This is a genomic window from Streptomyces sp. NPDC050264, from assembly GCF_040655895.1.
Taxonomy (GTDB): Bacteria; Actinomycetota; Actinomycetes; order Streptomycetales; family Streptomycetaceae; genus Streptomyces.
The window spans coordinates 314,287-332,587 of the sequence record NZ_JBFAKV010000001.1; the positions used below are offsets into that span (position 1 = coordinate 314,287).

17 protein-coding genes are annotated in these 18,301 nt (G+C 70.1%); 11 read left to right on the forward strand and 6 right to left on the reverse strand.

The genetic code is table 11. The features are described from left to right. The first annotated feature begins 27 nt into the window (after window positions 1-27). Window positions 28-1,023, forward strand: coding sequence for an aldose epimerase family protein (locus AB0J02_RS01495; protein WP_363191463.1), 996 nt, complete (start codon window positions 28-30; stop codon window positions 1,021-1,023). An 84-nt stretch (window positions 1,024-1,107) separates the two neighbouring features. Here AB0J02_RS01495 and AB0J02_RS01500 read toward each other — a convergent pair whose 3' ends face one another. Continuing rightward, window positions 1,108-3,555 (reverse strand): glycoside hydrolase family 3 C-terminal domain-containing protein, encoded by a 2,448-nt coding sequence (locus AB0J02_RS01500; protein ID WP_363191464.1) that lies wholly within the window; start codon window positions 3,553-3,555, stop codon window positions 1,108-1,110. A 118-nt stretch (window positions 3,556-3,673) separates the two neighbouring features. Between AB0J02_RS01500 and AB0J02_RS01505 the strand changes: the two genes are divergently transcribed. Further along, window positions 3,674-4,267 carry a TetR/AcrR family transcriptional regulator gene (locus AB0J02_RS01505; protein WP_363191465.1) on the forward strand — a complete coding sequence of 198 codons (594 nt, stop codon included), beginning with the start codon at window positions 3,674-3,676 and terminating at the stop codon, window positions 4,265-4,267. A gap of 1 nt (window position 4,268) precedes the next feature. Here the strand turns inward: AB0J02_RS01505 and AB0J02_RS01510 are convergent, their stop codons facing one another. The 4 genes from AB0J02_RS01510 to AB0J02_RS01525 all read right to left on the reverse strand — a co-directional run bounded on the left by AB0J02_RS01510 (window position 4,269) and on the right by AB0J02_RS01525 (window position 7,045). Beyond that, window positions 4,269-4,598, reverse strand: coding sequence for a YrdB family protein (locus AB0J02_RS01510; RefSeq protein WP_363191466.1), 330 nt, complete (start codon window positions 4,596-4,598; stop codon window positions 4,269-4,271). Then, window positions 4,595-5,416, reverse strand: a complete 822-nt coding sequence (locus AB0J02_RS01515) for an EI24 domain-containing protein (protein ID WP_363191467.1) — start codon at window positions 5,414-5,416, stop codon at window positions 4,595-4,597. Before AB0J02_RS01515 ends, AB0J02_RS01510 begins: the two co-directional genes overlap by 4 nt. Before the next feature lie 49 nt (window positions 5,417-5,465). Beyond that, entirely contained in the window at window positions 5,466-5,888 is a 423-nt protein-coding gene (locus AB0J02_RS01520) for an organic hydroperoxide resistance protein (RefSeq protein ID WP_363191468.1), read from the reverse strand. A 131-nt stretch (window positions 5,889-6,019) separates the two neighbouring features. Beyond that, window positions 6,020-7,045 carry an NADP-dependent oxidoreductase gene (locus AB0J02_RS01525; protein WP_363191469.1) on the reverse strand — a complete coding sequence of 342 codons (1,026 nt, stop codon included), beginning with the start codon at window positions 7,043-7,045 and terminating at the stop codon, window positions 6,020-6,022. Window positions 7,046-7,162: 117 nt separating this feature from the next. On the opposite strand from AB0J02_RS01525, the gene AB0J02_RS01530 reads away from it, so the two are divergent. After that, window positions 7,163-7,600, forward strand: coding sequence for a MarR family transcriptional regulator (locus tag AB0J02_RS01530; RefSeq protein WP_363191470.1), 438 nt, complete (start codon window positions 7,163-7,165; stop codon window positions 7,598-7,600). Between the two features lie 19 nt (window positions 7,601-7,619). Here the strand turns inward: AB0J02_RS01530 and AB0J02_RS01535 are convergent, their stop codons facing one another. Continuing rightward, complete coding sequence (locus tag AB0J02_RS01535; protein WP_363191471.1) at window positions 7,620-8,285, reverse strand: hypothetical protein; 666 nt, start codon at window positions 8,283-8,285, stop codon at window positions 7,620-7,622. Window positions 8,286-8,488: 203 nt separating this feature from the next. Here AB0J02_RS01535 and AB0J02_RS01540 point away from each other — a divergent pair, with 203 nt between their 5' ends. The 8 genes from AB0J02_RS01540 to AB0J02_RS01575 all read left to right on the forward strand — a co-directional run bounded on the left by AB0J02_RS01540 (window position 8,489) and on the right by AB0J02_RS01575 (window position 18,294). After that, window positions 8,489-9,646: a mandelate racemase/muconate lactonizing enzyme family protein gene (locus AB0J02_RS01540; RefSeq protein ID WP_363191472.1), complete on the forward strand. Its 1,158-nt coding sequence runs from the start codon at window positions 8,489-8,491 to the stop codon at window positions 9,644-9,646. After that, a complete protein-coding gene (locus AB0J02_RS01545) occupies window positions 9,643-10,647 on the forward strand; it encodes an alcohol dehydrogenase catalytic domain-containing protein (RefSeq protein WP_363191473.1) in 1,005 nt (334 codons plus the stop codon). Before AB0J02_RS01540 ends, AB0J02_RS01545 begins: the two co-directional genes overlap by 4 nt. Before the next feature lie 119 nt (window positions 10,648-10,766). After that, the gene (locus tag AB0J02_RS01550) at window positions 10,767-11,723 is read left to right on the forward strand and encodes a hypothetical protein (RefSeq protein ID WP_363191474.1); all 957 of its coding nucleotides are present in this window, start codon (window positions 10,767-10,769) and stop codon (window positions 11,721-11,723) included. Between the two features lie 140 nt (window positions 11,724-11,863). Then, window positions 11,864-12,970: a multiple monosaccharide ABC transporter substrate-binding protein gene (gene chvE, locus AB0J02_RS01555; RefSeq protein ID WP_363191475.1), complete on the forward strand. Its 1,107-nt coding sequence runs from the start codon at window positions 11,864-11,866 to the stop codon at window positions 12,968-12,970. Between the two features lie 32 nt (window positions 12,971-13,002). Beyond that, window positions 13,003-14,562, forward strand: a complete 1,560-nt coding sequence (gene mmsA / locus AB0J02_RS01560; RefSeq protein WP_363191476.1) for a multiple monosaccharide ABC transporter ATP-binding protein — start codon at window positions 13,003-13,005, stop codon at window positions 14,560-14,562. Next, the gene (gene mmsB, locus AB0J02_RS01565) at window positions 14,559-15,794 is read left to right on the forward strand and encodes a multiple monosaccharide ABC transporter permease (RefSeq protein WP_363191477.1); all 1,236 of its coding nucleotides are present in this window, start codon (window positions 14,559-14,561) and stop codon (window positions 15,792-15,794) included. The genes mmsA and mmsB overlap by 4 nt, the downstream gene beginning before the upstream one ends. A gap of 79 nt (window positions 15,795-15,873) precedes the next feature. After that, window positions 15,874-17,025, forward strand: coding sequence for an aldose epimerase family protein (locus tag AB0J02_RS01570; RefSeq protein WP_363191478.1), 1,152 nt, complete (start codon window positions 15,874-15,876; stop codon window positions 17,023-17,025). 72 nt (window positions 17,026-17,097) lie between these two features. Beyond that, window positions 17,098-18,294 carry a histidinol-phosphate transaminase gene (locus AB0J02_RS01575; RefSeq protein ID WP_363191479.1) on the forward strand — a complete coding sequence of 399 codons (1,197 nt, stop codon included), beginning with the start codon at window positions 17,098-17,100 and terminating at the stop codon, window positions 18,292-18,294. Window positions 18,295-18,301: the final 7 nt, after the last annotated feature.

The following is an 18,301-nucleotide window of genomic DNA, read 5'->3' on the forward strand; positions in this document are numbered from 1 at the left end:
CCAGGGGGCGGGCGTAGGGTCTCGATCATGCGCAGCGAACTCTTCGACGCCCTTCCCGACGGCACCGACGTCCACCGCTGGACCCTGGAACGGGACGGGGTGCGGGTACGTGTCCTGACGTACGGGGGCGTCCTGCAGTCGGTCGAGGTGCCCGACCGCGAGGGGGTCCTGGCGAACATCGTGCTCGGATTCCCCGATCTGGCCACGTATCTGACCCTCCCCGAGCCCTATTTGGGTGCCACGGTCGGCCGGTACGCGAACCGGATCGCGGGGGGCCGTTTCCTGCTGGACGAGCGGGTCTACCACCTCGCGCAGAACAATGGCGCGAACTCGTTGCACGGCGGTGAGCGCGGTTTCGACAAGCGGGTGTGGGACGCGGAGGCGGTCGGCGAGCACGCGCTGCGGCTGACCCGGGTCTCCCCGCACGGCGAGGAGGGGTTCCCGGGACGGCTCGACGTCTCGGTGACGTACGCGCTGGAGAAGGGCGGGGTGCTGCGTCTTTCCTACGAGGCGGTGACCGATGCCCCGACGATCGTGAACCTGACCAATCACAGCTACTGGAATCTCGGCGGCGCGGATTCCGGGAGCGCGGCGGGCGGTCACGAGGTGCGGATCGACGCCGGGCATGTGACCGCCGTGGACGACGAGCTGATTCCGACCGGTGAGGTGGCGGAGGTCGGCGGGACCCGGTTCGACTTCCGGGAGAGCCGGAAGGTCGGGGCGGGGTACGACCACAACTACGTGCTCGACAAGGGGGTCACCGCGGCGCCCGAGGAGGTGGCCGAGGTACACGATCCCGCGTCGGGCCGGGTGCTGAGCGTCGCCACGACCGAGCCGGGGCTGCAGCTCTACACCGCGGACGGTTTCGATGAGGCGCTGCCGTTCGCGCCGGGCGCCGGGATCGCGCTGGAGACGCAGCACTTCCCGGATTCGCCGAACCGGCCCGAGTTCCCGAGCACGGTGCTGCGGCCCGGCGACGTGTACCGCTCGGAGACGGTCTACGGGTTCGGAGTGCGTCGGTAGGGGCGCCGTCGGTAGGGGCGCGGGAGACGGGCGCAGGGGCGGCGGGGTCAGGAGCCGCCGCCCCTGGGTCTTGAGGCCCGGCCGTCAGGCGACCAGGGTCTCGCTGACGCGGCCGTCGGTGAGCGAGCGGCCGGCCGTCAGCTCGTACGAACCGGGCTGGTGCGCCCACGCGCCCGCCTTCTCGTCCCAGATCTCGAAGGCGCGGCGCGGGAGTTCGACGACGGCCTCGACGATTTCGCCGGGGGCGGCCGTGACGCTCGCGAAGCCGGCCAGCCAGCGGGCCGGGCGGGCCGCGTCGGGCTCGTTCGGGGACAGGTAGAGCTGGACGACCTCGCGGCCGGGGCGGGGGCCTGTGTTGCGGACGCGGACCGTGGCGGTCGTGCCGGTCACGTCGAGCGACTCGTACGTCCAGTCGGTGTAGCCGAGGCCGTGGCCGAACGGGTACGAGGGGACGGCCCCGGACTTGTCCCAGGCGCGGTAACCGATGAACACACCTTCGGTGTACGGGAGTTGGCCGTCGACCGGGGTGACCTGAGTGACCGGGGCGTCCTCGAACGAGCCCCAGGTCGTGGGCAGTCGGCCGCCCGGCTCCTCGGCGCCGAGCAGTACGTCGGCGAGCGCGTCGCCGCCCTCCTGGCCGGGGAACCAGCTCAGCAGCACGGCCGCGACGTCCTCGCGCCACGGAAGTTCCACCGGGGAGCCGGAGTTGACGACCACGACGGTGTTCGGGTTGACGGCGGCGACGGCGCGGACGAGTTCGTCCTGGCGGCCGGGGAGGCGGAGGTCGGCGCGGTCGAAGCCCTCGGACTCGACGCGTTCGGTGGTGGCGACCACGACGACGGCGACCTCGGCGTCCCGCGCGGCCTCGACCGCCTCGGCGATCAGGGTGTCCCCGTCCCGGCGCGGTTCGAGGTGCGTGAAGGTGAAGATCACGGCGGGCAGCGGCATCGCGAGGGACTTGTCCAGCGGGTGGAGCAGGGAGACCTCCACCGGTTCGCCGGCCGTGAGCGTCGCCTTGCCGCGCTCCAGCGGGGCGCCGACGAACGCCTCGAAGGGGTCGGACTCGTCGCCCATCGCCTGGACGCCGTCGTAGAGGACGGTGCCGTCGACGGTGAGGGTGAAGGCGCCGAGGCCACGCGTGCCGAAGGCGTGGTCGCCGCTCACGCGCGGGGTGAAGGTGCCCTTGATCTCGATGCTGTGCAGCGTCTCGTGGGTGACGCCGGCGGGCAGGTCGTCGCCCATCCACTGGAGATGGCCGCTCGGCAGCGAGCGTTCGCCGATGACGGTGCCGTCGGCGTCGCGGCAGACGGCGCGCAGCTCGAACCCCTTGTCGGCGGCGGCGAGTTCGTCGCTCGGGTCGGCGCCGACGGTGTAGGTGAGGGAGTCCACCGCCGCGGTGAGGCCGTCGAGCGGGGAGACGATGCGGTCGGGGAAGACGGTGGCGGAGCCGCCGCCGAGGATGCGGGCGTCGCGGGCGGCGGCGCCGATGAGGGCGGTCTTCGCGTCCGGGCGCAGCGGCAGGACACCGGAGTTGCGTACGAGGACGAAGGCGCGGCGGGCGACCTCGCGGGCCAGGGCCACGCCGTCGATCTCCCCCGGCACCTCACCGACGACCGGCTCGGCGCCTTCGAGGATGCCGACGCGGGCGGCGAGCCGCAGTACGTTGCGCACGGCGGCGTCGACCTCGGACTCCTCGGCCTCGCCTGCCCGGACGGCGGCGGCGAGCGCGGGCCCGTACACGGTCCGCGGTCCCGGCATGGCGACGTCGAGGCCGCCCTTGACGGCGCCGGTGGTGGAGCGGGCGGCCGTCCAGTCGGAGACGTTGAAGCCGTCGAAGCCCCATTCACCGCGCAGGACCTCGTTCACGAGGTAGCGGTGTTCGGTCATCGTCGTGCCGTTGACCGTGTTGTAGGCGGTCATGATCCCCCACGGGTGGGCGTTCGCGACGATGGTCTCGAAGGGGGCCAGGTACAGCTCGCGCAGGGCGCGGGCGGAGACGAGGTTGTCGACGGTGAAGCGGTCGGTCTCGGCGTCGTTGGCGACGAAGTGTTTGACGGTGGTGCCGACGCCGCCGGACTGGACGCCCTGTACATAGCCGGTGCCGATGGCGCCGGTGAGGTACGGGTCCTCGCTGTACGCCTCGAAGTGGCGGCCGCCGAGCGGGGAGCGGTGCAGGTTCACGGTCGGGGCGAGGAGGACGTGGACGCCCTTGCGGCGGGCTTCCTGGGCGAGCAGGGCGCCTGCCCTGCGGGCGAGCGCGGGGTCCCAGGTGGCGGCGAGCGCCGTCGGGGACGGCAGGGCGATCGACGGGTCGTCGGCGCTCCAGCGCACCCCGCGCACACCGATCGGGCCGTCTGACATGACCAGCGGGGCCAGGCCGATCTCGGGGATCGCGGGCAACGACCACATGTCCTGCCCGGCGAGCAGCCGCGCCTTGGTGTCGAGGTCGAGCTTGCCGAGCGCCGCCTCGACCACCGCCTCGCGGGCCGAGGCCCCGTCGTCGCCGCTGAAACCGTCTGCCTGGGTCGCCATACCGGCCCTCCTGGTCGAGGTCATCGAGTCTGAGCACCTCCATCCTGCACCTCCTACCTGTAGAGCGGTAGGTTTCGTTACCTCGGCGTTATAAGTGCAGCCCGGGAGCGCTCTCGCGATGTCGTACGGTGACCGCATGAGCAGCACCAGAACCGCCAGGAGCGAGGAACGGCGGGCCGAGATCCTGCGGGCCGCGCTCGACGTGATCGCCGAGCGCGGGTACCGGGGCGCGAGCCTCTCGGCGGTCGCCGAGCGCGTGGGACTCACCCAGCAGGGGCTGCTCCACCACTTCCCGACCAAGGAGGCGCTGCTCGTCGCGGTCCTGGCGGACCGGGACCGGTGGGACGCGGTGCCGGACAGCCGGTGGCGGCTCGATCTGCTCGGCTCGCTCGTGGAGTACAACGCGATGCGGCCGGGGATCGTGCAGACCTTCTCGGCGCTGCTCGGGGAGTCGGTCACCGAGGGGCATCCGGCGCGGGGGTTCTTCACCCGGCGCTACGTCGGCGTACGCGAGTCGATGGCGGAGGTGCTGCGCGCCGAGTACGGGGAGCGGCTGCCGAGCGGGCTCACGCCGGAGCGGGCCGCGCCGCTGCTCGTCGCGGTGATGGACGGACTGCAGTACCAGTGGCTGCTCGACCCGGAGTCGGTGGACATGCCGGGGGCGTTCCGCGATTTCCTGACGTTGCTGGGCGAGGCCGCGCCGCAGGGCTGAGCTACTGGTTCCACTGCACGGCGAGTGCCTTGCTCAGCGCGCAGACGACCGCGAAGACCGCCGCCCAGAGGTACGCGCCCGAGAGCGCCAGGGCCGCGACGCCCGCGCCGAACCAGACGATCTCGAAGGCGACGCGGGTCGCTCCGCGGGTCTTGTGGCGGGCCTTCTGGGAGCCGAAGAGGGCCCACGTCGTGATCATGAGGGCCAGGCCCGCCATGCCGAGCAGCCAGGCCAGCGGTGCCGAGACGTCGCGGGTGAAGCCGTAGGCGCCGACGGCGCCGAGCGCGACGAGTTCTATGGCGAACAGGACGCCGAGGTTCGCTGTCTTCATGCGGTCAGTCCTCGCGAGTTCTCGTCCGTCCCGTCACCTTCTGGTGCCATGCGCGGGTGATGCACGGGCGGCGCCTGCGCGAGGTCACCCTCCATGTCGCGGACCATGAGCGTCGCGCCCGCCACCGCTCCCGGCATCAGGAACACCGCCACGACCGGGACGAGGAAAGCCACCGCCAGGGGTGCCCCGAAGCCCCACGCCAGGCCTTTGCGCGACCTCAACAGGGCCAGGCGGTCGCGGAGTTGGACGCCACGTCGCTGCAACGCCACCGAGGTGAGTTCCTCCGCGAGGAAGAAGCCCGTGACGAAGAAGCCCAGGACCGGGATGACCGTCTGGCCGACGAAGGGGACGAAGCCGAGCGCGAAGAGGAGGAGACCCCACAGGCCCGCCCGGACCAGGATGCGCAGGCTGTCGCGTGCCGAGATCCACAGGTCGCGCCAGAGCGGCAGGCCGGACTCCGGGGCGTGACCGCCCTCGGCCAGGTCGACCTGCTCGGAGAGCGACTCGTAGAAGGGCTGGCCGATCAGCAGCGTGACGGCCGTGAAGGTCAGCACCGCGAGCAGCAGGGCCAGGGCGAAGAGGACCGCTGTCAGGAAGCCACGGAACACGCCGCCCCACGGGGACGACCAGTCGTCGGCGAACGGGGTCGCCCAGCCCACGAAGTCGGCGCCCCATATGGCGAGGCAGACCAGGGCCGCCGCGTACAGGACGAGGGTGATCAGACCGGGCAGCAGGCTCCAGCCGAACTGCTTGCCGTGCTGGGCAACCCAGCGCTGCCCTTTCATCAAATAGCCGAAGCCCGCCCCGAGATCACGCATGGCGCAAACCTTACGGGACGGGCCGGGGCCGTCGGCCGGCCGAGCCCGGTCAGACCGAGAGCGTGACCGTGATGTTGCCGCGGGTCGCCTTCGAGTACGGGCAGACCTGGTGGGCCTTCTCGATCAGGGACGTGGCGGTGGCCGTGTCCGTGTTCGGGATGGCCGCCGAGATGTCGACGATCAGGCCGAAGCCGTCGTCGTTCTTGCCGATGCCGACCTTCGCGGTGACGGTCGAGCCGGCGATGTCGATGCCCTCCTGGCGGGCGACGACGGCGAGGGCGCCCTGGAAGCAGGCGCTGTAGCCGGCCGCGAAGAGCTGCTCGGGGTTGGTGCCGGCGCCCGAACCGCCCTGCTCCTTGGGCGGGTTGACGACGACGTCGAGCTTGCCGTCGTCGGTGGCGACGCGGCCGTCGCGGCCGTTCTCGGCGGTGGCTACGGCGGTGTAGACGACGTCGGACTGCGTGATGGCCATACCCGTGCTCCCTAATTCCAGAATGCGGAAAACTTCATCCGTTTAATGGAAGCAGCGTATCGAATACCCCCGGGAACGAAAGTGGCCCCCGTCACAGAGGACGAGGGCCACCCCGGAATGAACGCCGAAGGTCAGAGCTTCACGACCATCTTTCCGGTGTTGTCGCCGCGCAGGACGCCGAGGAAGGCCTCCAGGTTGTTCTCGATGCCCTCGACGACCGTCTCGCGGTACTTGAGCTCGCCGGAGCGGACCCAGGCGCCGACCTCCTGCACGAACTGCGGCTGCAGGTCGTAGTGGTCGCCGACGAGGAAGCCCTCGATGCGGCCGCGGGTCTGGATGAGGCGGGAGAGGTTGCGCGGGCCGGGGGCCGGCTCGGTGCTGTTGTAGACGGAGATCGCGCCGCAGATGGCGATGCGGCCGTCGCGGTTGAGGCGGGAGATGGCGGCTTCGAGGTGGTCACCGCCGACGTTGTCGAAGTACGTGTCGATGCCGTCGGGGGCCGCCTCCTTCAGCTGCTCGTGCACGCTGCCGGTCTTGTAGTTGAAGGCCGCGTCGAAGCCGTACTCCTCGATCAGCAGCTTGACCTTCTCGTCCGAGCCGGCCGAGCCGATGACCCGCGAGGCGCCCTTGAGCTTGGCGATCTGGCCGACCTGGCCGCCGACCGCGCCCGCCGCGCCGGACACGAAGACGCTGTCGCCCTCCTTGAAGGAGAGGGTGCGCAGCAGGCCCGCGTACGCGGTGAGACCGGTCATGCCGAGCACGCCGAGGTACGTCGACAGGGGCGCTGCCTCGGGGTCGACCTTCACGGCCTGCTTCGCGTCGAACGTCGCGTACTCGCGCCAGCCGAAGAAGTGCAGCACGTGGTCGCCGACCGCGACGCCCTCGTCGTTCGAGGCGATGACGACGCCGACCGCGCCGGCCTGCATGGCCTTGCCCAGCTCGTACGGCGCCACGTACGACTTCGCGGCGCTCATCCGGCCGCGCATGTACGGGTCGACCGAGACATAGAGGTTCTTGACCAGGACCTGGCCGGGGCCCGGCTCGACCACCGGGGCCTCCCGCAGCTCGAAGTCCGTGGGCTCGGGCCAGCCGACGGGACGGCTGGTCAGGGCCCACTCGCGGCCGGTGGCGGGGATCTGGGGGGTGTCCGCGGGCATGCGCTGATCCTTCGTCGCAGAGGTGGGGGTTACAAGTACTTGGCAAGTACTTCAGTATGTGAAACAACCATGCTCCTGAATATTTCAGGATGTCAAGTAACTGGGTACCCTGGAGCCATGACCGCCACCCGTCCGCGCCGCACCGACCCGCTCACGCTCGAAGTGGTCGAGCTGATCGGTGCCGTCGTCGCGCGCTACCACCAGGAGTACGAGGAGGCGGCCGCGCGGCACGGGCTGACCGGGGCGCAGGCGCGGGTGCTGAGCCTGCTGGCGCTCGAACCGCTGCCGATGCGGCAGATCGCGCAGCGGCTGAAGTGCGAGCCGTCGAACATCACCGGCATCGTGGACCGTCTGGAGGCGCGGGAGCTCGTGGAGCGGCAGCCCTCCCCCGGCGACCGGCGGGTGAAGGTGGCCGCGCCCACGGCGGAGGGCACGCTCATGGCGCGGAGCCTGCGGGACTCTCTCGACTTCGCGCGCGAGCCGCTGGCCGGGCTCTCCCGGGACCAGCGCCTGGTCCTGCGGGACATGCTGCGGACCATGGTCGGGGTGGAGTGACCCCGCACCGGTAGTCCCGCTACGTGCACCACCACAGGAAACGGTCGCACGTCTGCGAAGGGGTCGGCTCGGGGGTCGGGGACGCCGGCGTCGGGCTCGGGTCCGCGCTGGTCGGCTGCGCCGCCGACGGCGAGTCCTGGGGCGAACCGGCCCTGGACGAAGGGGCGTTCACCGGAGCACCGCTGCCGCTGCCGGCGTCCGCCGACGGGGAGCCGGTGCTCTGCTCCGCGTCCGGTGACGCCGACGAGGACGCCGACGCCCCGGGCGAGGCCGAGGCCGAGGCCGATGTCGGTGCGCCGGAGGCGGGCGCGGCCGGGCCGGACGGGGACGTGGCGTCCGCCTCCGTCACGGTGTCGGTGGCGTCGGCGGTGTCCGGCGCCGCCTGGGCGTCACCGCCTCCGGAGGACTCGGTGCCGAGTTCGGCGAGGCTGAGGCCGCCCGCCGCGAGGGCGAGGCCGGCCGTGGCGAGGAGGATGCGTCCCCGGCGGCGGCGGTGCGCCCTGCGGGGGCGGCGCCGGCGGTGCGGCCGGGCGGGTTCGCCGCCCGGGGCCGTCGCCGGCTCCTCGACCGCCTCCTGCGCGGCCAGCGCCTCGGCGTAGGCGCGCACGGCGTCGGCGGGGGTTCCGCAGCCCGGGCAGGCCAGGGCCCCGTTGAGGTGCCTTCGGCACGGGTGGCAGTAGTCCATGACGTACGGAGGCTAAGCGCCCGGCAGGTAACGGAAAAAGCCGGTGCTGTGAATCTTCTGTGTCGAACAGCGTGTTCTGCCGAGCGAGAGACCTCGGAGTTCCTCCGCGCAGACCCATTGACACCTCCACCGAGCCGTCCTTACTGTCACGCCAGCATTTCGAACGAGTGACGAAATATCGAACGGCACAGGGGGCAACTGCCTTGCGCATCACGGGAATCAGCACGCATGTGGTCGGAACGCCATGGCGGAACCTGACCTACGTCCAGGTGCACACCGACGAGGGGATCACCGGTGTCGGCGAGACCCGCATGCTGGGCCACACCGACGCGCTCATCGGCTACTTGAACGAGGCACTGGCCAACCACATTGTCGGCTCCGATCCGTTCGCCGTCGAGGACCTCGTACGACGGATGAAGTACGGCGACTACGGGCGGGCCGGCGAGATCGTCATGTCCGGCATCGCCGTGGTGGAGATGGCCTGCTGGGACATCAAGGGCAAGGCGCTCGGGGTGCCGGTGTGGCAGCTGCTCGGCGGCAAGGTGACCGACAAGGTCAAGGCGTACGCCAACGGCTGGTACACCACCGAGCGGACCCCGGAGGCGTACCACAAGGCCGCGCAGGCGGTGATCGAGCGCGGGTACCGGGCGCTGAAGATCGACCCGTTCGGGACCGGGCACTTCGAGCTTGATCACGAACAGTCGCTGTACGCCGTGTCGTTGATCGAGGCCGTGCGCGACGCCATCGGGCCCGACGCCGAGCTGATGCTGGAGATGCACGGGCGGTTCTCCCCCGCCACCGCGATCCGGCTCGCCAGGGAGCTGGCCCCGTTCAAGCCCGCGTGGCTGGAGGAGCCGGTGCCGCCGGAGAACCTCAAGGCGCTGGAGAAGGTGGCCGCGAAGGTCGACATCCCGATGGCGACCGGTGAACGGATCCACGACCGGATCGAGTTCCGGGAGCTGTTCGAGAGCCAGGCCGTCGACATCATCCAGCCCGACGTCGGCCACCTCGGCGGCATCTGGGAGACGCGCAAGCTCGCCGCCACCGCCGAGACGCACTACATGCTCGTCGCCCCGCACAACGTGGGCGGTCCCGTGCTGACGGCCGCTTCGCTGCAAGTCGGTTTCACCTCGCCCAACTTCAAGATCCTGGAGCACTTCAACGACTTCGCCGACGCCGACATCAAGAAGGTCGTGAAGGGCGCGCCGCAGGTCGTGGACGGCTACTTCGAGCTGTCGCACGAACCCGGGCTCGGCGTCGAGCTCGATGTGGACGCGGCGGCCGAGTTCCCGCAGCAGCAGGCCCGGTTCGACCTGTGGGCCGAGGGCTGGGAGAAGCGCGCGCCCAAGGGGACCGAGTGAGCTCCGCGGTCGTCGTCGACGGTCCTGGCCGGCACCGGCTCGTCCCGCACGAGCCCGCCCCGCCGGGGCCCGGCGAGGCTCGGGTGCGGGTGCACGCCGTGGGGATCTGCGGCAGCGACCGCGAGGTCTACCAGGGCAACCGGCCCGAGGGGTACGTCCGTTACCCGCTGACGCCCGGCCACGAGTGGTCCGGCGTCGTGGAGGCCGTGGGCGGCGGGGTGCCGGACGGACTCGTCGGCCGCAAGGTCGTCGGCGAGGGCTTCCGGAACTGTCAGGTGTGCGAGCGGTGCCATGCCGGTGACACGACACTGTGCACCGCCGGGTACGAGGAGACGGGCTTCACGCAGCCGGGGGCGATGGCCACGACACTGGTGCTGCCGGCGCGGCTGCTGCATGCGCTGCCCGACGACGCCGAGTTGAGTGCCGCCGCGCTCCTGGAGCCGGCCGCGTGCATCGCCGCCGCGGCGCTCAAGGCCGGGGCCAGGCCCGGGGAGCGGGTCGCGGTGGTCGGGACCGGGACGCTCGGGATGCTGGCCGTGCAGTTCCTCGCGGCGAACTCGCCCGCGGAGCTGCTCGTCATCGGCACCCGCGACGAACGGGCAGCCCTGGCGCGGCAGTTCGGCGCGACGGACTTCCGGCTGCACGACGAGCCGCTGCCCGACGACATCGATGTGGTGATCGAGGCCGCCGGTTCGGCCGCCGCGGCACGGACCGCCGCGAGCCTGCTGCGGCGCGGCGGACGTCTGGTGCTCACCGGGCTTCCGGCGGCCGGCGCCGACGGGCTCGACCCGACGGATCTGGTGGTGCGGCAGCTGGAGGTGCACACCGTGTTCGGGGCCGGCCCCGACGCGTGGGCGCACGCGGTGCGGATGTTCGGGGCGGGGCTGCTCGACCCGATGCCGCTGGTGACGCACGAGGTGCCGCTGGAGCGGTTCGCCGAGGCCATCGAGTGGGTGGGGGCCGGGGATCCGAACGTGGGGAAGGTGCTGCTGCGGCCTTGAGGCCTTTCTCTTGAGGCCCTTCTGACGGAGCTCCGCGGCGTCCCCGCGTCCGCGGACCCGGCCCGCCACCCACGGAACCGAACCCCATCCGACATACCGAACAACCACGAAGGACCACCGTGACCGACTCACCCCGTCATCCCGGCGAACCCGCACTCTCCACCCTTGGCCTGCCCTCCCCCGCCGCCGATCCGGCGGACGCCTCCCCGCACGCCTTCCCGGGCGGCGGCCGCTGGCGCACCGAGATCCCGTCGTGCGAGGGCCCCGAGGCGCTGGCCGTGGTGCTCAAGGAGTCCTCCCGGCTCGATGTGCCGATCCACCGGATCAGCCAGGGCAGCGGCGTGTGGATGCTCACCGACGCCGAGATCATCGAGATGGTCGAGGCCACCGCCGAACGCGACATCGAGCTCTGCCTGTTCACCGGTCCGCGCGGCACCTGGGACACCGGCGCCTCGGTGCGCACCGACTCGGGCGGCGCCGGACTGCGCGCCCGGGGGCACAACGCCGTCGCCGGCTGCGTCGAGGACGCCGTACGGGCCACCGAGCTGGGCGTCAAGTGCCTCCTCGTCGCCGACGAGGGCGTGCTGTGGACGCTGCACCGGGCCCGGGTCGCCGGGATCATCCCCGCCGACACGACGCTCAAGGTCTCGGCGCTGATCGGGCCGGTCAACCCGGCCGCGTACGCCGTCTTCGAGCGGCTCGGCGCCGACTCCCTCAACGTGCCGAGCGACCTCACCCTGGACCACCTCACCGAGATCCGCCGGGTGTCGGCCGCACCCATGGACATGTACATCGAGGCGCCGGACGACCTCGGCGGCTATGTGCGCATGTACGAGGTGGCCGAGCTGATCCGGCGGGGCGCCCCGCTGTACCTGAAGTTCGGGCTGTCCAAGACGCCCGGCATCTACCCGTACGGGCACCACTTGCGGGAGCTGACCCTGGCCACCGCGAAGGAGCGGGTGCGACGCGGGCGGCTCGCCCTGGACCTGCTGGCACGGCACGGGGCGGACGGATCGATGGCTCCGCTCGGCTCCCGGCTGCCGGGTGAGCTGCGGCGGTTCGACACGGCTGAATAACGTTCCGGAAACACAACTTCACACAACCCGACAGGGCCGCGCACAATCCAACGCACCTCGCCTCGGTCAACTCACTTCTCCCGCAGCTGACTTCGCTACGCCGGACCGAGATCTGCACTCACACATCAAGGATGATGACCATGCGAAACCGCCGAGCCGCACTCTCCGCACTGGCCGCGACCGCGTCCCTCGCCCTCACTCTGTCGGCCTGCGGCCAGAGCAGCGAGGGCGGCAGCGAGGAGAAGGCCACGAGCGCCAAGGGCGGCACCGTCGGCATCGCGATGCCGACCAAGTCGTCCGAGCGCTGGATCGCCGACGGCAACAACGTTGTCAAGAACCTGCAGTCCAAGGGGTACAAGACCAAGCTGGTCTTCGGGGAGGACGACCCCGACCAGCAGGTCTCGCAGATCGAGAACCTGATCACGCAGGGCGTCAAGGCGCTGATCGTGGCGGCCATCGACAACAAGTCGCTCACCAACGTGCTGCAGCAGGCCCACGACGCGAAGATCCCGGTCATCGCCTACGACCGGCTGATCCTCGACTCGAAGAACGTCGACTACTACGCGTCCTTCGACAACACCAAGGTCGGCGAGCTGCAGGCCGGTTACATAGTCGACAAGCTCGGCCTGAAGGACGGCAAGGGCCCCTTCAACATCGAGCTGTTCGCCGGTTCCAACGACGACAACAACACCAAGTACTTCTTCAGCGGCGCGATGAGCGTGCTCAAGCCGTACATCGACAAGAAGAAGCTCGTGGTCCGCTCCGGCCAGACCGCGCTCAACCAGGTCACCACGCTGCGCTGGGACGGCGCCACCGCCCAGAAGCGCATGGACGACGTCCTCACCAAGTCGTACAAGAGCGAGAAGGTCGACGCGGTGCTCTCGCCGTACGACGGCATCTCCATCGGCATCCTGTCGGCGCTGAAGTCCGACAACTACGGCTCGGGCTCCAAGCCGCTGCCGGTGGTCACCGGCCAGGACGCCGAGCTGGCGTCGGTGAAGTCGATCATCGCGGGGCAGCAGACGCAGACCGTCTACAAGGACACCCGCAAGCTGGCCGAGGTCGCGTCGAACATGGTCGACGCCGAACTCAACGGCAAGAAGCCCGAGGTCAACGACACCAAGACCTACGACAACGGCGCCAAGGTCGTCCCGTCGTACCTGCTGAAGCCGGTGAGCGTCGACAAGTCCAACTACAAGGAAATCCTGGTGGACGGCGGCTACTACACCGAGGGCGACCTCAAGTAACCGCACCCACCTAGTGATTGGAAGGCACGACCATGGCGGGACCCGTCCTGGAAATGCGCTCGATCGTCAAGACCTTTCCCGGTGTCAAAGCGCTGTCGGACGTCACGCTGACGGTCCGTCAGGGCGAGGTCCACGCCATCTGCGGGGAGAACGGCGCCGGGAAGTCCACCTTGATGAAGGTGCTCTCCGGCGTCCATCCGCACGGAAGTTACGAGGGTGAGATCCTCTTCGAAGGAGAGGTCTGCCACTTCAAGGACATCCGGGCGAGCGAGCAGCGCGGCGTCGTCATCATCCACCAGGAGCTGGCCCTGGTGCCGTTCCTCTCCCTCGCCGAGAACATCTTCCTCGGCAACGAGCACGCCAAGCGCGGCTTCATCGACTGGACCGAGACCCTCAAGCACGCCAGCACGCTGCTGCGCCGGGTGGGTCTGTCCGACCACCCGGAGACCCACGTCACCGACATCGGGGTGGGCAAGCAGCAGCTCGTGGAGATCGCCAAGGCGCTCTCCAAGAAGGTGAAGCTGCTCATCCTCGACGAGCCGACGGCGGCGCTCAACGACGAGGACAGCGGCAAACTCCTCGATCTGATCCTGGAGTTGAAGCAGCAGGGCATCACCTCGATCATCATCTCCCACAAGCTCAACGAGATCCGGCGCGTCGCCGACTCGGTGACGATCCTGCGGGACGGCCGGTCCATCGAGACGCTGGACGTGAAGGCCGCGGAGACGACCGAGGACCGGATCATCTCCGGCATGGTCGGCCGCGACCTCGACAACCGCTTCCCCGAGCGCACCCCGCACCACCCGGAGGAGGGCACCGCGCCCGCCCTCGAGGTCCGCAACTGGACCGTGCACCACCCGATCGACCAGCAGCGCAAAGTCGTCGACGACGTGTCGATCCAGGTGCGGCGCGGGGAGATCGTCGGCATCGCGGGGCTGATGGGCGCCGGCCGCACCGAACTAGCGATGAGCGTCTTCGGGCGCACGTACGGGCGGTACGCGGGCGGCACGGTCCTCAAGGACGGCAAGGAGATCCGTACGAAGTCCGTCGCGGAGGCGGTCGGGCACGGCATCGCCTACGTCACCGAGGACCGCAAGCACTACGGGCTCAACCTCATCGACACCATCAATCGCAACATCTCGCTGACCGCACTCAAGAAGGTCGCGAAGCGCGGGGTCGTCGACGAGCACGAGGAGCGGCAGGTCGCCGAGGGCTTCCGCACGTCGATGAACATCAAGGCGCCGACCGTCTTCGAGCCGGTCGGCAAGCTCTCCGGCGGCAACCAGCAGAAGGTCGTCCTCAGCAAGTGGATCTTCGCGGGTCCCGATGTGCTGATCCTGGACGAGCCGACCCGCGGCATCGACGTGGGCGCCAAGTACGAGATCTACACGGTCATCGACCAGCTGGCCGCGGAGGGCAAGGCGGTCGTCTTCATCTCCTCCGAGCTGCCGGAACTGCTCGGCATGTGCGACCGCATCTACACCATGGCCGCCGGACGGCTCACCGGTGAGGTGGCGCGGGCCGACGCCACGCAGGAAGTGCTGATGCGCCAGATGACAAAAGACAAGACAGGCGAAGAGGTAACGCGATGAGCACCGATGTGACCGACAAGAGCCCGGCCGCCGCGCCGCCGGGCGGTTCCGCGGCCGGCGGTCTGCTGCACCTGGTGCTCGACGGCCTGCGCCGCAACATGCGCCAGTACGGCATGCTGATCGCGCTCGGCCTGATCGTCGCCCTCTTCGCCGTATGGACCGACGGCGACCTGCTGCTGCCGCGCAACGTCTCGAACCTGGTGCTGCAGAACAGCTACATCCTGATCCTCGCGATCGGCATGATGCTGGTGATCATCGCGGGCCACATCGACCTCTCGGTCGGCTCGCTCACCGCGTTCACCGGAGCGTTCGCGGCGGTCCTGACGGTGCAGCACGGCATGGCCTGGCCGCTCGCCCTGGTGCTCTGCCTGGTGGTGGGCGCCCTGGCGGGTTCGCTGCAGGGCTTCCTCATCGCCTACCTGGGCATACCGTCGTTCATCGTCACACTCGCCGGGATGCTGCTGTTCCGCGGTCTGACGGAGATCCTCCTCAAGGGGCAGACGCTCGGCCCGTTCCCCGAGGGCATGGGGAAGATGGGCAACGGCTTCCTGCCGGAGGTCGGCCCGAACACCAACTACCACAACCTCACGCTGCTGCTCGGCCTCGCGCTGATCGTCTTCGTGGTCGTGCAGGAGGTACGGGACCGCGGACGCCAGCAGGAGTTCGCGCTCGAGGTCCCGCCGCGCAACCTGTTCCTGCTGAAGCTGGTCGCGATCATCGCCGCGATCCTCACCGTCACGATGCTGCTCGCCAGCTACGAGGGCGCGCCGATCGTGCTGCTCATCCTCGGTGTGCTGGTGGTCGGTTACGGCTACGTCATGCGCAACTCGATCTTCGGCCGGCACATCTACGCCATCGGCGGCAACCTGCCCGCGGCGAAGCTCTCCGGCGTCAAGGACAAGAAGGTCACCTTCGCCGTCTTCCTGAACATGGGTGTGCTCGCCGCCCTGGCGGGCCTGGTCGTGGCCGCCCGGCTGAACGCGGCCTCGCCGAAGGCCGGCCTCAACTTCGAACTCGAGGCCATCGCCTCCTCCTTCATCGGCGGCGCGTCGATGAGCGGCGGCGTCGGTACCGTCCTCGGCGCGATCATCGGCGGCCTGGTCCTCGGCGTGCTCAACAACGGCATGAACCTGCTCAGCGTCGGCACCGACTGGCAGCAGGTCATCAAGGGCCTCGCCCTGCTCGCCGCCGTCGGCTTCGACGTATGGAACAAGCGCAAGTCCGGTTCGTAGGACCGCTCGTAAGTCCCGCTCGCCGGTCAGGTTCACAGGTCGGTTCACGGTTCGCAGGTCGACAAGGGGAGAGTCGTACATGGAACTGAGCAGACGCACGGTCATCGCGTCGGCGGCGGCCGCCGGGGTCGCCGCCACCGCCCTCGGCGGCACGGCGCACGCCTCGGCGGGCAGGAAGCCGACGAAGGAGCTCTTCGGCAGGCTCGCCGACGGCACGAAGATCCACCGGTGGTCCCTGGCGAACGGCGGGACCCGCCTGAAGGTCCTCTCCTACGGCGGCATCGTGCAGTCCCTGGAGCTCCCGGACCGGCGCGGCCGGTACGTGAACGTGTCCCTCGGCTACGACAACATCGAGCGATACGTCACCGGGACCACGTTCTTCGGCTCGACCATCGGCCGGTACGGGAACCGCATCGCGAACGGCCGCTTCACCCTGGACGGCAAGGCGTACCAGCTCTCCGTGAACGACGGGGTCAACTCGCTGCACGGCGGGGCCAAGGGCTTCAACACCCGGGTGTGGGACGTGGAGCCGTTCACGTCCGGCTCCGACGTGGGCCTCGACCTGCACTACACGTCGGTCGACGGCGAGATGGGCTACCCGGGCACGCTCAAGGTGAAGGTCACGTTCACCCTCACCGCGCGCGGCGACTGGCGCATCGACTACACGGCGACGACGGACAGGGCGACCGTCGTGAACCTCACCAACCACACCTATTACAACCTCGCGGGCGAGGGCAGCGGCGGCATCCACGATCACGAGCTCACCCTCGCCGCCGCCCGGTACACGCCCACCGACTCCGGTCTCATCCCGACGGGCGAGCTGGCGAAGGTGGCCGGGACACCGTTCGACTTCCGCTCCGGCAAGGCGATCGGCGACGACATCCGCGCCGGGCACCCGCAGCTGATCACCGCGAAGGGCTTCGATCACAATTGGGTCCTCGACAAGGGCGTCACCAGCCGGCCGGTGCACTTCGCGACGCTCCGCGACCCGGGCTCCGGGCGCACCCTGAGGATCGCCACCGATCAGCCGGGCGTGCAGTTCTACTCGGGGAACTTCCTCGACGGCACGCTCGTCGGCCCGTCCGGGCGCACCTACCGGCAGGGCGACGGCCTGTGCCTGGAGACGCAGCACTTCCCGGACGCGCCGAACCGGCCCGCGTTCCCGTCGACGGTGCTGCGGCCCGGCGACACCTACCGCTCGACGACGGTGCACTCGTTCGGCACCTCCTGAGCAACAGCCTTTGAACGCCGCCCCGCCCGTATCCGTATCTGAGCCCGACACGCATACGGGCGGAGGCAGTTGATGAGCGCAGGCGTCGTCTCGCTGTTCCAGAGCAGCACGGCCCACAGCCCCTCGTACGGCCAGCTGACGCGGGCCGGCGCGGGCGGCGGCACCGTGACCGACTTCTGCATCCCCTGCAACCCGTACTTCCCCACGCCCGCGATGCTCGACGCGCTGCGCGGGCGGCTGCACGAGATCCTGACGTACTACCCGAGCAGCGCCGAGACCATCACCGCCGAGCTGTGCCATGTCCTCGGGCTCAACCCGGCAACGGTCGCGATGGGCAACGGCTCCACCGAACTCATCACCTGGATCGATCACTTGCTGGTCCGCGAGTCCCTGGCCGTGCCGGTGCCGACGTTCGGGCGCTGGACGGACCAGCCGATGGAGACGGGCAAGCGGGTCGACATGTTCCCGCTGCCGGAACGCGACGGATTCGCGCTCGACCCGGCGGCGTACGCGGAGTTCATCCGCGCGCGCGGCTCGCGGGTGGCGGTGATCTGCAATCCGAACAACCCCGACGGCGGGCTGCTGTCGCGCCGTGCGCTGCTCGCCCTCGTCGACACGCTGAGCCACCTGGACCTGGTCGTGATCGACGAGTCGTTCCTGGACTTCGCCGACGCCGGCGCCTTCGCCGAGGGCGGCCAGGACCCGAGCCTCGTACAGGAAGCCGTCCTGCGCCCGAACGTCATCGTGCTGCGCAGCCTCGGCAAGAACTTCGGACTGCACGGCATCCGCTTCGGCTACCTCGTCGCGAACCCGGCCCTGGCCGGGCGGATCCGGGCCGCGCTGCCCAAGTGGAACCTCAACTCCTTCGCGGAGACCGTGGTGTTCATGCTGCGCGAGCACCGCCAGGAGTACGCCGACAGCATCCGCCAGGTGTGCCGGGACCGGCAGGACATGCGCTGGCACCTGGCCCGCCTGCCCGCCCTGACCGTGTACCCGTCCCAGGGCAATTTCCTGTACGTACGGCTGCCGGCCGGCGTCGACGGGGTCGAGGTCCGCGATCAGCTGCTCGCGCGGCACGGGGTGCTGGTGCGTGAGTGCGGCAACAAGATCGGCTCCTCCAGCAGCTTCCTGCGCCTCGTCGTGCGCCCGCAGCCGGATGTCCTGCGCCTGGTGTCCGGCCTCGAAGCGCTGCTCGGGGCCGGGCGGGACGTGTCCTACAACTCGGGCACGGCGGCGGTGGACCGGCTGGTGCGGGCCCCGGGTTCCTGAGCGGGAG